General features: G+C 52.2%; 13 protein-coding genes. 4 read left to right on the top strand and 9 right to left on the bottom strand.

Annotated elements, in window-relative coordinates; translation table 11 throughout:
• Positions 1 to 1,632 precede the first annotated feature (1,632 nt).
• The 3 genes from KIH86_RS24765 to KIH86_RS30225 are packed head-to-tail and all read right to left on the bottom strand — an operon-like array spanning position 1,633 to position 2,372.
• On the bottom strand, positions 1,633 to 1,824 hold the full coding sequence (locus KIH86_RS24765; RefSeq protein WP_223080796.1) for a helix-turn-helix domain-containing protein: 192 nt from the start codon (positions 1,822 to 1,824) through the stop codon (positions 1,633 to 1,635).
• Positions 1,825 to 1,828: 4 nt separating this feature from the next.
• Positions 1,829 to 2,203 (bottom strand): hypothetical protein, encoded by a 375-nt coding sequence (locus KIH86_RS24770; RefSeq protein WP_223080797.1) that lies wholly within the window; start codon positions 2,201 to 2,203, stop codon positions 1,829 to 1,831.
• Positions 2,187 to 2,372, bottom strand: coding sequence for a helix-turn-helix domain-containing protein (locus KIH86_RS30225; RefSeq protein ID WP_407672348.1), 186 nt, complete (start codon positions 2,370 to 2,372; stop codon positions 2,187 to 2,189). Before KIH86_RS30225 ends, KIH86_RS24770 begins: the two co-directional genes overlap by 17 nt.
• 420 nt (positions 2,373 to 2,792) lie before the next feature.
• On the opposite strand from KIH86_RS30225, the gene KIH86_RS24780 reads away from it, so the two are divergent.
• Positions 2,793 to 2,957 (top strand): hypothetical protein, encoded by a 165-nt coding sequence (locus tag KIH86_RS24780; RefSeq protein ID WP_223080799.1) that lies wholly within the window; start codon positions 2,793 to 2,795, stop codon positions 2,955 to 2,957.
• Positions 2,954 to 4,465 carry a recombinase family protein gene (locus KIH86_RS24785; RefSeq protein ID WP_223080800.1) on the top strand — a complete coding sequence of 504 codons (1,512 nt, stop codon included), beginning with the start codon at positions 2,954 to 2,956 and terminating at the stop codon, positions 4,463 to 4,465. The genes KIH86_RS24780 and KIH86_RS24785 overlap by 4 nt, the downstream gene beginning before the upstream one ends.
• A gap of 1 nt (position 4,466) precedes the next feature.
• Here KIH86_RS24785 and rlmD read toward each other — a convergent pair whose 3' ends face one another.
• Together rlmD and KIH86_RS24795 are read right to left on the bottom strand one after the other, a co-directional pair.
• Positions 4,467 to 6,101, bottom strand: a complete 1,635-nt coding sequence (gene rlmD / locus KIH86_RS24790) for a 23S rRNA (uracil(1939)-C(5))-methyltransferase RlmD (RefSeq protein ID WP_407672349.1) — start codon at positions 6,099 to 6,101, stop codon at positions 4,467 to 4,469.
• A gap of 199 nt (positions 6,102 to 6,300) precedes the next feature.
• Complete coding sequence (locus KIH86_RS24795; protein ID WP_223110729.1) at positions 6,301 to 6,558, bottom strand: hypothetical protein; 258 nt, start codon at positions 6,556 to 6,558, stop codon at positions 6,301 to 6,303.
• 110 nt (positions 6,559 to 6,668) lie between these two features.
• Between KIH86_RS24795 and KIH86_RS24800 the strand changes: the two genes are divergently transcribed.
• On the top strand, positions 6,669 to 7,322 hold the full coding sequence (locus tag KIH86_RS24800) for an MtnX-like HAD-IB family phosphatase (RefSeq protein WP_223080801.1): 654 nt from the start codon (positions 6,669 to 6,671) through the stop codon (positions 7,320 to 7,322).
• A complete protein-coding gene (locus KIH86_RS24805; RefSeq protein WP_223080802.1) occupies positions 7,319 to 8,380 on the top strand; it encodes an iron-containing alcohol dehydrogenase family protein in 1,062 nt (353 codons plus the stop codon). The genes KIH86_RS24800 and KIH86_RS24805 overlap by 4 nt, the downstream gene beginning before the upstream one ends.
• A 202-nt stretch (positions 8,381 to 8,582) precedes the next feature.
• Here the strand turns inward: KIH86_RS24805 and KIH86_RS24810 are convergent, their stop codons facing one another.
• The 4 genes from KIH86_RS24810 to KIH86_RS24825 form a co-directional block, all read right to left on the bottom strand.
• A complete protein-coding gene (locus KIH86_RS24810; protein WP_235775587.1) occupies positions 8,583 to 9,131 on the bottom strand; it encodes a DUF1232 domain-containing protein in 549 nt (182 codons plus the stop codon).
• Between the two features lie 112 nt (positions 9,132 to 9,243).
• Positions 9,244 to 9,810, bottom strand: coding sequence for a class I SAM-dependent methyltransferase (locus KIH86_RS24815; RefSeq protein ID WP_223080803.1), 567 nt, complete (start codon positions 9,808 to 9,810; stop codon positions 9,244 to 9,246).
• 19 nt (positions 9,811 to 9,829) lie between these two features.
• The gene (locus KIH86_RS24820; RefSeq protein ID WP_235775588.1) at positions 9,830 to 10,852 is read right to left on the bottom strand and encodes an HD-GYP domain-containing protein; all 1,023 of its coding nucleotides are present in this window, start codon (positions 10,850 to 10,852) and stop codon (positions 9,830 to 9,832) included.
• A gap of 216 nt (positions 10,853 to 11,068) precedes the next feature.
• A complete protein-coding gene (locus tag KIH86_RS24825; protein WP_223080805.1) occupies positions 11,069 to 13,261 on the bottom strand; it encodes an alpha-galactosidase in 2,193 nt (730 codons plus the stop codon).
• Positions 13,262 to 13,267: the final 6 nt, after the last annotated feature.

The raw sequence follows: 13,267 nt of genomic DNA on the forward strand, positions 1-13,267 counted from the left end.
CCTGACTTCCCCAGAGGTTATCAACATAATGAGTACTCTTTTCATCGTTATCTACCAGTCTCATGGCTCTCCTGTTATCCACATAGTTTAAAGCAGCGCATCCATCGTCTACTACCCACCAAGTAAACGACTCACCAAGAGGGTACGTAGGGGTTTCTGATAGCCAGTCAACAAGTGGTAACGCTGTTGTCTGTCAAAAATGTAAGTCTACTCAAATTGTAGCCAATAAGAGGGGTACAGCTTCTCTAAAATGTTCAAGACACTTGGATGGATGGCACTGCTTCCATTACTAGTTTTATTGATGGTTTGGTACTTACGTATACAATGTTGAATTACACCACTTCATCTTTTTCAATTAACAAATGGTTAATAGCCTTCGTTGGTATGATTTGTTGGATTTCAATTAGATTGTCTTTGCCAGTGAGTATTTTAGTCGGGTTTATCGGAAGAAATGAATTAGTTAATGGATGCATGAACTGCGGGTTTAAGTGGACTCCCGCTAGGAGGAAGTAAAATATTGAGAGGGTGGTTCAATTTTTGAAGTACCCCTCTCGTTGATAACCCACAATTGTATGTGTTAGCATAATAAAGTGAGGGCTAGAAGCCAGAGGGCTTCCTCCCCTTGCACAATTGGTTTAAGAGTCGCTTCCTGTGTCCGCAGGGGCAACGAGCCGTTCCCTGTGTCAGCAGGGGCGGCTTTTCTTTTTTGTAATCCATGTGGGTGACAGTTGGGTGATAAAAGGGTGACAAAAGGCTGAAGCTTTAGGTTTTGGGTGCTAAAGAGGTGACAAAAGGGTGAAAGAAGTAGGGTGCTTCAAAATTTGAAGTACCCCGCCGCCTTTTAGGAAACTCTACAGAAGGCAACAAAAAGAACAAGAAAGGCGAGCGTAGCGAAGCCTATGGGGAAGACCGAGCAAAGCGAGGGCTTGCACATCAATGAGTTATTTTATTAACTGATGGGGTAGCCCTCCGCTTCGCTTCGGTCTACTCCCACGGGCTTCGCTTTGCTCGCCCTTGATTTAAGTTAGATAAATTAATGTTATTGAAGAGAATCGGTGAACTTTACTCCCCCCACAGGGGGAAAGAGTAAAGGAAGCGTAGATTATAGCTTCCTACATGACATCTGACGTGCTCAGGTACGGCTTTACCACGTTTATATTAAATATAAGTCTGTCATTACTCCCACGCCTTGCGGCGACCGTGACGGGCTACTAAAAGTAGAATCTGAGGTTGAGTTACCAACTCAAAATCATAACTAACCATCTAACGGGGCTACATCGACTGGTAAAAGCCGAGCCAGTATTTTTACGTGTTCTCCTGTAACCACGAGTGAAGCCGATATGAAGTTTCAGGCTCATTATGAACAATTATTTTGAATGTATACCCGTTATGTACTCCCGCCAACCTCATGGCGGGCTTATTATTAGCGGTATTGAACCTTTTTGAAGTCTTCAACCGTCTCACAGCTAAAGTAGTCTAGTAAGACATGTTCATGGATGCGGTACGAGTACGCCGACTGTATACCGTCACTAGAAGACCTGTAACAAGGCATACTGCCTAAGTCACAGAATCTCTTTACCTGTTGAGGGCTACAGCCTAGAGAGCGGGCTACACGCTCACAAGTCCATATGTTCATTCTTTCCACCCCCATTCCTGCGAACGTCTGTAAAAGTATTGAAGTTCTGACTCAGGGATTCGAATTGTTGTACCTGCCAATTGCACGGCAAATAGTTTTCCTTCATTTATCCACTTCCGCACGGTCTTGTCTTCAACATTGAACATCTCTGTAATCTCACTGACTGTGTAGTGTCTGCTATCAATCATTGCGTCACGCTCCTAGAATATGGTTTCTAACACTTCCTACATCGACCTTGTAAATACCTTTTTCCATCTGTGCTTCCAGCTTTCCCGCCTGAATGAGCCGATGTACGGCAGCTTCAGAGCGTAGTCCTAGCTTGGACATTGTCTCTTGAATAGTAAAGCTTTCTGAACGCTTCTGAGAAGGCTTAGGGGCTTCCTGAAGGGCTATCCCGCTTCGACTAGCGTACCTCTCAAGGCTGCTCAAAATTATTCGTGTCTTACCGTCTTCAGGATTACCTTGTTCCACGTATCCGTATTGTGTCAGCCGAAGAACCTCCTGTGCTGACTTGCTTAGCATAGAGGCGGCTTCTGTGACTGAGACCGCCTTATTGTTGATAATCATTGACCTTACCTCCTGATGTATCGTCTTGTGCGAACTTTCTTAAAGCCGATTGCGGGATTCTTATAACCCGCCCTACCTTTACGGATTGGATAGTGTTGTTAGAGACAAGCCTATGCAATGTCCGATAGGAAACCCGCAACAGGTCTTTGGCTTCTTGCATTGTCAGCATTTGTTCAACCACTACCTTCAACTCCTTTCAATCTGTGTCTACATACAATATAGGGAATTCTGTCATATAATGAACAAACTGAACGTAAAGAGGCACAGCGGTTCATAGTAAGTTCGTTGAAGTATCGGAATTGTCGTTCGTACTTTGAAAGGCGGGGGCAAAGGCAAGCTAAGGTAATTGAGGTCTTAAACGATGGTATCTAGTCAAAATAAGTCATTAGGGGCGGCAAGTACTTACGAAAAATAGGGGCACTTTTTAAAGCATTTTATATTGATAGGAAGATATGTAATAGAATCACACGCTCCTTGTTTTCGCCCCGCCGATATAGTTGGGGCTTTTTTGCTGTACAAAACTTCTTTTCACATCTTTTCAAACACATGGAGCGACCCTTATAGTAACGACAACTATCAGGGGGAAGACATGAAAGTCATCACTAATTTTTCATCTGAAAATAACCTTCAGACACTAATGCTTGAATTACTTAAATCTCGTATTGACAGTTTAATGGAGCAGTCATACGATAATATGCAAGCGAATACTGTCACATCTCAAAAACATGCTTCCAAAGGGGGAGAATGCGCATGAGATGTGCCATCTATGCAAGGGTAAGCACTGGTCTTGATAGTCAGAAAGACAGCTTAGAAAGCCAAGTATCGTTCTTTGAAAACCATATAAAAGATAAAGGTTGGGAACTTATAGATGTTTATGCTGATGAAGGCATTACTGGACGCAGCATGGCACGGCGTGAAAGTCTAAAACGACTATTGCGAGATGCTGAACTAGGTCTATTTGATGTTGTTCTAATTAAAGCTTTATCTCGGTTATCAAGAGATACCCCTGACACAATAAACATCATAAGAACACTTCATAGTCATAACGTTGAAGTGTTTTCGTCTAGGGAGGGTATGATTGATGATGAAATGATTTTATCAGTCATCTCAGCAGTCAATCAGCGGCAAAGCGAAGATACTTCTTATAACATAAGCTGGGGGATAGCTGTAAAATCGAAGGAAGGTATTTTTCATGGAACACCGCCCTTCGGCTACGATAAAGTTAAACCAGGGAAATTAGTTCCCAACCCTGTCCACGCTTCTACTGTTCAGCTTATATTCGACTTATACCTAAACAAAGGCATAGGCGTTCAAGCAATAGCTAACTTTCTAGATGAAAAAGGTATTCTTCCATCCAGAAAGAAAAGCCAAAAGTGGCATGATTCATCTATTCGGCTAATTCTAACTAACCGTCATTATACTGGTGACTTAGTCCAAGGACGGTCTACGGTTGACAGTAAAGATAAGAAATTCCTTCAAGACAACGGCTACAAGAAACGGCATAAGATTGATGAAAGCAAATGGATTGTCATTCCTAACCATCACGAACCGCTCATTACTCGTGAGCAGTTCGAAGCCGTTCAGGAGAAGATGAAGCAAAAAGCTGTGCGAGTATTAAGGGGCAGAGGTCGGAAATCATTATTTGCGAGGGTGGCGTTTTGTGCGGATTGCGGAGCAGGGATGAATTTTAAAAATGACCGTAAATCCTACGTCTGCTCGACTTATCAGAAGAATACGGCTAAAAAGTGTTCCTCTCATATCATCAAGCATGACACTCTAAAGCAGGTTGTCCTCAGTCAACTAACTGACTTACTTGAACACTCCCTGAACATGAAATCGTTAGTAGACGTGACAATCCAACGAGCAGGCATAAAGAAGAACAATGCCGTTAAGGAACTTGATAAGGTTCAGCGTGAAATCAGTAAATTGGATACGGAGCTTGTACAACTTACTAGGAAATGGACAAGCGGCGATATTGATAGGGACATGTTCAATGCTTGTTGTACGGCGGTCAAGAACGAACGCCAAACATTAGAGGAACGAGCAGCACGGCTTCAAACTGAAATCGCCCACGAACACGATACAGAATCGCGTGTATCGGCATTCAAGGCGGAGTTAATGAAGTTCGCTGCGCTAGAAGTAAGTAATGAGGAAATCCTGCGAGATATGATTCACAAGATGATTAACCGTGTAGACGTTCACGAAGACGGATCAATTGAAATTAGTTACAACTTTCAAAACCCACTAAAACAGGGGGCGTAGCCTATTTAGGCTCGCCCCTCCATTCCATCCATAATGCGCACTCCACATGACTGGTCTGCGGGAACATGTCCACCGGCTGCACCCATTGAATCTGGTAGCCGCCATCCAGCAGCACCTTGCAGTCCTTCGCCAGCGTCGACGGATTGCAGGAGACGTAGACGAACTTCTCCGGCTTGACGCGAAGCACCGCTTCGAGGAAGCGGGCGTCGAGCCCCGTCCGCGGCGGGTCGGCGACGATGACCTCCGGCGTCAGGCCGGACTTCGCCCAGCGGGGCAGCAGTTCCTCGGCTGCGCCGGTGTGGAAGCTCACGTTAGCGCGGCCGTTGCGGATCGCGTTCTGCTTCGCATCCTCCACCGCCTCCGGGATCGCCTCGATCCCGCGCACCTCTCGCGCATATGGCGCGAGCCACAGCCCAATCGTCCCCGTCCCGCAGTACGCGTCGACGACGGTCTCCCGTCCGGTCAGCCCGGCGGCGGTCCGGACCGATTCATACAGCTTCACCGTCTGCAACGGGTTCAGCTGAAAGAACGCCCGGGGCGAGAGGGAGAACTGGAGGTCGCCAAGCGACTCCTCCATCGTATCCTCGCCCCACAGCGTAATCGTCCGCTCTCCGAAGATGAGCGGAGTCTTCCTGGGATTGACGTTCAGCGCAATCCCGGTAACACCCGGCAGCGCCAGGCGAAGGCGCTGCACCAGGTCGTCCTGGCGGGGCAGCCGTGACCCTGCGGAGATCAGGGTCACCTGCAAATGCCCGGACTGGAAGCCGTGCCGGACGACGATCGTCCGCACGCCGTCCTTCGCGCCGTTCTCCTTGTGGAGCGGAATCTCCAGCTCCTCCAGCACGGACTTGACCTGCTCAACGGCGCGGTTGACCTCGGGATGCTGGATGGGACAGCCGCTGATATCGACGATATCATGGCTCCCTGCCTCATACAGCCCGGCGATCACTTCCCGGCCCTGCCGCTTCAGCTGAAGCTGGGCCTTGTTGCGGTAATCCCACGGATGCTCCATGCCGAGCATCGGCTTAATCTTCACATCCGCCAGCTCGGCATATCGGGAAAAAGCCTCCCGCACCAGCTCCGTCTTCGCGCGGAGCTGGCCCTCATAGGAGATATGCTGTATCTGGCATCCGCCGCAGCTCCCGAACACCGGGCACGGCGGCTCAATCCGGTCCGGCGACCGCTTCTCGACCTCGGTCAGCTGCGCCTTGATGAATTTCGGCTGCGTCTCGGTGACCTCAGCCTTCACGACCTCGTCCGGCAGCGCGCCGTCGATGAAGACGGCCTTGCGCCGGTAGTAGCCGATGCCTTCGCCGTTGATGCCGAGCCGCTTGATCGTCACGACGATCCGGTCGCCTGGCCGCAGATCCTCGGCATTCCCGTGCGACGCGGTCTTTGGCCCGCCCGCAGGCTTGCCCGCGAATCGGCCTCCGGCAGCGTGCCCCTTGCGGCGGTCCGCCTCCAGTGGAGTAATCGGCAGTCCGCCTGGCCGGTTCACCCGCTGTTTCGAGCTTCGATCTGTCCCCATCACGTCATTTCCCCGCTGCTTCGGGCCGCGTGCTGTCCCCGCCGCGTCATTCCCCCGCTGCTTCGAGCTGCGAGCATTCCTCGCCGCGTCATTCTCCCGCTGTTTCATTCCGCCAGCCGCCCCCGCTGCCGCATCATTCACCCGTTGCCTCGAACTACGGGCAGTCCCTGCCGCGCCACTCCCCCGCTGCTTCGGGCCGCGTGCTGTCCCCGCCGTGTCATTCCCCCGGCGGACCTCTTCTCGTCCGCCGCTTCGCCCCGCGCCGCCATTCACGCCAGGCTGTGAACCTTTATAAGTTGCATTCCCTTTACCGGGTCTTTTCTGCTCGTTCATACCTATTTCTCCATTCTTCTCGCTTGTTCGTGTCCACTATATCATGACACCCCATGGAATGCCATTCGTAATAACGGCTTGCGAGTTCCAGCCATTTCCCATGCGCTTCTTCCCGCCGCTCAATACGGAGCCAGTCGGATTGTCTTCGATGAACGCGCGCCGCCGACCCTTCCCTCACCTGTAGCTTGTCCATCCCGATGCGCAGCTTCGTTACCCCGGACAAACACCGCATCTTTTAGCAATCTTGATCAAGCTTGCGAAGTCCCATTATGAAGTACCCTTATATTTTAGAAAAGTATGGTAATCTTAAATTAGAAAACATTGATTCCGGAGGTATCAATCATGAAGCCATTCGCTTTTCTATCCGACTTCGACGGTACGCTGTCCGAGCGGGATTTTTACCACTTGATGATTGACAAGTTTTTCCCTGAATGGGGACATCAGTTCTACACAGACTGGAAAAAAACAAAGAAGATCGACGTGGAGTTTCTCAATACGATATTTGGCAGGCTTAATCTTACGGAAGATCAGCTACTGGAAGAGATTCGCAATATCCCCCTTACACCGGGAGCGATTGATTTTATTCATGAGGTGCAGGCGCATGGAGGCGATTTCTTCATCGTAAGCGCAGGGACGTCCTGGTACATCGAACGGTTAATGAAGGCGCTGGGTCTCCCCAATGTAACGGTCATCTCCATGCCAGCCGTACATGAGAACGGCGTGCTGCGGATCGTTCCCGATACCGCGAACCCTTTTTACTCGGAAATATTCGGACTGGATAAGCGCAAGGTGCTGGAAGATATCCGTCAACGGTATCGGACGGTGTTATTTGCCGGAGACAGCGAGCCGGATCTGGAAGCGGGCAAGGCTGCCGACATTGTCTTTGCGCGCGGCGAACTGCGGGAGCTGCTTACGCAAGCCGGAGTCCGGCATGTGCCGGTGGATGATTATCATGCCATATCCAGCTATTTAAAAGAAAAGGGGTGGCCCGAATGAAGCATTCCAACGAAATCGCCATACCCGCGCTTCTGGAGGTCGGTGATCAGGTTCTCTCCCGCTTTGGAGCGCTGATTGGCAGAGCCGGTATTTCACGCTTCGTGCTCTTCTTCGGCGATGGTATCCGCCATCTGTGCGAGCCGCAGATTATGGAATCGCTGAAGGAACAGCCCCGGCTTGAAGTGCTGGACAACCGCGATGTGCTGGACAACAGTCTGGAGAGCATCACCAGCACGGCCTTCAGCCTTCCGGCTCATACGGAAGCCGTTGTCGGGATCGGGGGAGGCAAGGCGCTGGATATTGCCAAATATACTGCATTCCTGAACGGCCTGCCGTTCATCAGCGTGCCGACCTCGGTCGCCCACGACGGGTTCGCCAGCTCCGGCTGCTCCCTGTATGTCCAGAGCCGCCGCACCTCGGTTCCTGCCCGGATGCCTTACGGCATTCTGGTTGATCTGGAGCTGATCCGGAGTTCGCCGGTTCAATTCCTGTACAGCGGACTGGGCGATATCGTCTCGAAAATCCCGGCAGTCTTCGACTGGAGATTCGAGGAAGCCCATGGCTATACCCGTGTGAACGACTTCGCGGTGATGATGGCCAAGAAGTCGGTGAACAGCATTGTACGGATGCCTTATACGGATATTCGCGAATTCTTCTTCATCAAAGAGATCGTGGACTCCCTTACGCTGTCCGGGATTGCTATGGAGATTGCCGGAAGCAGCGCGCCCGCAAGCGGAAGCGAGCATCTGATCTCCCATGCGCTGGATCAGCTCGTGGAGAAGCCGCAGCTTCATGGAATCCAGGTAGGCGTAGCCGCTTATCTCATGTGCCTGGTGCAGGAGCATCGGGTGGAGCGGGTCCGCAAATTTCTGGCCGGAACCGGATTCTTCGATTTCGTGGCGGATCTTGGGATGAAGCGGGAGGATTTTGAACAGGCGATTGAGCTGGCTCCATCGATCAAACCGTCCCGCCAGACTTACCTGCATCTGCCGGAAATGCGCAGCAAGGCGCTGCGCCTGCTTCAAAGCGATGAGACGCTTCAGCGTATTCTGTCCTGAGTCATGAGCCAGAATCATAGCCGCTGAAGGCGCACATACGAAAGCAGCCGGGCAAGCTTATCGCTTGTCCGGCTGCTGCTATGTTTTGTAAATTAACGAAGCTCTTGAAATCCAACCCCGCACAGGGCCTTCCCAGATCGCCATGGGACAGATGCCAAGCAAGTACCTAGCGCCTTCCTTATTGGTTCAAAACTTGCAGCAGTTATGAGCTCTCCAGCCACGCCTGGGCCTGTTCGCGGTGCAAGTCGGTCACATGGGCGCTGATGCTCCGGTAAGCCGCCCAGAATGCGGCTGCATCGTCCGTGTAGCCTAAGACCGGGATCAAATCGGGAATGGCGTCGATCGGAAGCACCAGATAGGCAAGCGCCCCGATCGCAATGAGCTTCGCGGTCAGCGGCGTATTCTTGTCCATGGCGCAGTAGTACATGGCGACGGCTTCCTTGATAAAAGGCAGGCTTGCCGCGTGCTTCTTCGCCTTGCGCAGGAAGCCCTTCTTCACATACTCCTCCTGCTTGTCGCTTCCTCCAATCCTGGACAACCACTTGCCGGTGTCGGGCAGCGCCCGGTGCGGCCCGTCCGCCGCATCGGCACTTGCGAGAACAGCCTCAAGGCCCAAATCCGGCTCCGGTGATGACGGCTGCTCTTCGCCAAGAAGGCTGTGTCCGCAATGACCGCACGATGCGTCGCTGATACGGTCCATATCCACATGATTTAATTGCCCGCAATGAGGACATTCCAGCGTCTTGATCATGACGTAACAGATGCTCCTTTCCCAAAAGGCTTGAGGCTCGTTCATCCGGGAGCACCCGGCTGCCGGATAAAAGCGCTCATTATCTATCACCCGGAAACGGCGCCGCTGATTCTTAAACCTTCTGGAACAGAACCGAATAATACGTATCTTCCCACTTGTCCATGCGTATGACCGTCAGGTCCCCCAATTCCAGATAACGGATCATGGCTTCGGGATAGATCCGGTGCCCCGGCCGTCCATCGCTTCTCGGATGGAGCCATTCCACGACAAGTCCTTGGCCTCCCGGCTTCAGCACCCGGCGAATCTCTCCTATAGCATCTTCCGGCGACTCCATAATATGCAGCAGAAGCGAAGCCACCGCCAAATCGGCGACACCGCTATCGAGCGGCAGCTTCTCTGCCGAGCCTTTCAAGACCTGCACATTGGACAGGTCCCGACCAGCTGCACGCTGCGACAGCACTTCCAGCATGAAGGCAGAGGCATCCACTGCATACACCGTTCCCCGAGTCATGGCAGCAGCCGGAAACGAAAAATAACCTCCGCCCGCGCCGATATCCACAACCGTTCCGTCCGGCCCGAGATTCGATAGCTCTAACAGCTGCCGTGGAGGAAGCCCTTTCAACCGTTCTTCTGTCTCCAGCCTCTCAAGCCCTTCGCGTTCCGCCTGATTATCGCCCATAAATCTGGTTCACCACCGGTTATCCGAGAACTTTCTCGATGTTCAAATGTCTCTCCTTAGTCAAATCGACCAGCTTACCGTCAATCCGGATGAGCGGACGCAAATCTTCCCTTTGATTGATGTGCAGAACTTCCGCCTCGCGTCCATCCGTCAGCAGAATTCTTCTTCCTTTGAGTGTATGTATATAATTATTCATAAAAAGGCTTACGAGCTGTGGATTCAAATCTCCGAACGCCCCGTCGCGCATTAGAGTCACGACCCGGTAAAACGGCATGGCAGGATGATAAGGACGCTCCGAGGAAATGGCGTGGAACACGTCCGCCACAGCAACGATTTCGCTGAAATAATCGATTTCGCCGCCTTTGAGCCCAAGCGGATATCCGCTGCCGTCCGAACGCTCATGATGCTGCAGTGCAACCAGCATTACGCGCGGACTCAGGCCTACCGTCTCCTTCAGCATTTCATAGCCATAGATGGTATGCTTCTTCATCTCGGCGAATTCCGCCTTGGTGAGCTTGCCTGGTTTGAGCAGAATCTCCTCGGGGATACGGACTTTTCCGATATCGTGCAGCGTCGCAGCAAGCGACAACAGCGAGAGATCGGCTTCTTCCAGCTTGAGCCACTGACCAATCAGTGTGGATAGTACGCCGACCCCGATATTATGCTTATGGGTGTACTCATCCTTCGCTTTGACCGACTCGAACAGCTCGAACAGATCGGGATGCTGGGATACCTGTTTGACAGCGGGAATAAGCTCATTCTTGATTTCCATAAGAGGCAGCTTGCGGCCGAACCGAAGGCGGCTGAACAGCTCCTGAGAGTAACCGACGGCATCACTAAGCAGGATTGCAGGCGATTCGAGTCTCGCTTCCTCCAGAGACATGACTACAATATCAATGGGGTCGACATTATGAAGTTCGAGAAGTTTGATAGCGTCCTGATTCAGGACGGAATGGGCGGGAACAAGCACGACGCCTTGCCGGTTCATTATGTCATACTTCGCTTTTTTGCCCATATAGGCTTTATAGGACATCTTGATCATCTCCGTTTTCAGGGACGCAATCATTTCCAGAAGATAACTTTCTACCTATATATCGGTTGAGAATACCAAGAAGTTTAGATCAAATTTCAGGAATTCCTTACAGACTAACGACTTGCGAATCACGCAAGGGAGACTTAGGCACGCCAAAAGGGCCATCCCGCAGCTTGTACCGCAGAACAGCCCTTCCTAATGCTTATTGATTGCCGATAATCCCGCTTATTCCGTTTCGGTAAAATGCCATACATAGCTGTGGAAATCGCGCTCGGCTTCCGCCGGAATGCTCAGTCCCGCATAGGCAAGCTCGTCTCCGCCGTAGACTTCATCCGTTCCCGAAAGCCGGTATTTCTTCGTCACATCGACGCCGTCAAGCTTCAGAACCTTAAGCGGCGCGGACGGCTCAGCGAGGACGTTGAAATAGAATACGGCCATTTCCTTTTTGTCCCGTTCCACGAACAGCCAGGCGGTGTCGTTGCCTTCAAACGGGCTGCGCAGCCGGTAGAAATCGCCGAACTGGACTAGCTGCCGGATACCCTTATATTCCGCCACCTGCTGCTTGACGATCTCTTTCTCCTCTTCGGTCAGCTTGGTCAGATCCAGCTCATAGCCGAGGTTGCCGGACATTGCCACAGCCCCGCGCATCTCCATAGAGGTAATCCGGTGAACCTGATGATTCGGAACCGCCGAGACATGAGAGCCCATCGACGAGATCGGGTAGACCAGGCTGGTGCCGTACTGGATTTTCAGACGGGACACCGCATCGGTATTATCGCTCGTCCAGGTCTGAGGCATGTAGTACAGAATGCCCGGATCGAAGCGCCCGCCCCCGCCGGAGCAGCTCTCGAACAGCACTTTCGGGAAGGCCGAAGTGATATCGTCCATCACCTTATACAGCCCCAGCATATAACGGTGCGCCGTCTCCCGCTGCCGGTCCGCCGGCAGAGCAGCCGAGCCGATCTCCGTCATATGGCGGTTCATATCCCATTTCACATACGAGACCGGAACGGTACGCAGAATGTCGCTGACCCTCTTCGTAATTTCCTCGCATACCTCTTTTCGCGAAAAATCGAGGATAAGCTGGTTCCGGCTCTCCGAACGCCGGCGTCCCGGTACATGCAGACACCAGTCGGGATGCTCGCGGTACAGATCGCTGTCCACCGAAATCATCTCCGGTTCGAACCAGAGACCGAACGACAAGCCCAGATCATTGATACCCTTTGCCAGACTGTCCAGGCCATCCGGCAGCTTGCTGCGGTCCACGAACCAGTCGCCCAGCGAGGTCTTGTCGTCATTGCGATGCCCGAACCAGCCGTCGTCGAGTACAAACAGCTCAATGCCGAGCTCCTGGCCGACGCGCGCGATGTCCAGAATTTTCTCCGCATTGAAATTGAAGTAGGTCGCCTCCCAGTTGTTCACCAGAATCGGACGCTCTTTGTCGCGGTGATAGCCTCTGGCCAACCGGGTTCTATAGAGCGAATGGAAGGTTCTCGACATGCCGCCCAGCCCCTCGGACGAATAGACCATGACCGCTTCAGGCGTCTGGAAAGTCTCTCCCGGCTCCAGCTTCCAGCTGAAATCAAACGGGTTGATGCCGACTGTTACCCGCGTATTGTTGAACTGATCGACTTCGGCCTGTGCCAGAAAATTCCCGCTGTACACGAGATTGAAGGCATACACTTCGCCCGAGGTCTCGCCCGCGTCTTTACGGAGAAGTGCAATGAACGGATTATGCTGGTGGCTGCTGGCGCCTCTTGAGCTATCCACGGACTGGAGGCCGTGCCGAAGCGGGCTTCTCTCGATATGTCTCTCCTTGGCATGTGCGCCATATAGATGAAGGAAATCGAAGTCCGAGTCCCGGAAATCCACGCTGACGCTATGCGCCTGAAGCAGCTTCAGGACTTCATCGCCCTTGTTCTCAAACCGGACCGAACGCGCGATGGCATTGTAGGTTTCAAACACCGTGTAGCTCAGCACCACCTGCAGCCCGCTCAGTGAATCCTCCATGACGATTTCGAGCGTCTCCGCTTCGTCTTCCGCTTCGATGTAGGTGGCCGGCAAGCCCTCCAGAGGCTTCTTGCCCCGGCTGATTGTATGGGACAGATAACGCAGATCGGTTACGGTCGTTCCATTCTCAAGCTGGACCTGGTAGGCAGGCTTGTGGTAATCGGTGCTGCCGTACTGCGGATATTCCTGGGGCAGCGTATCGAGAGAAAAAGTGCCCTCCCCCTTATACGGATTGCCCGAGAACGCCCGATCTAGCAGCTCAAGCCGGTTGGAGTGGCGGTATTCGCCGATTCTCCGTCCCCAATAACTGTGAGTCAGGAAACCGTCCCTGACAATTTCCATCACATAGCTGGTGTCCTTGGCTTTCAGGTGAAACAATTTTTTCTCCGGATCAAAATGAATGCCCATTGGCTA

The organism is Paenibacillus sinensis, from assembly GCF_019904155.1.
GTDB classification, from domain to species: Bacteria; Bacillota; Bacilli; order Paenibacillales; family Paenibacillaceae; genus Paenibacillus_AQ; species Paenibacillus_AQ sinensis.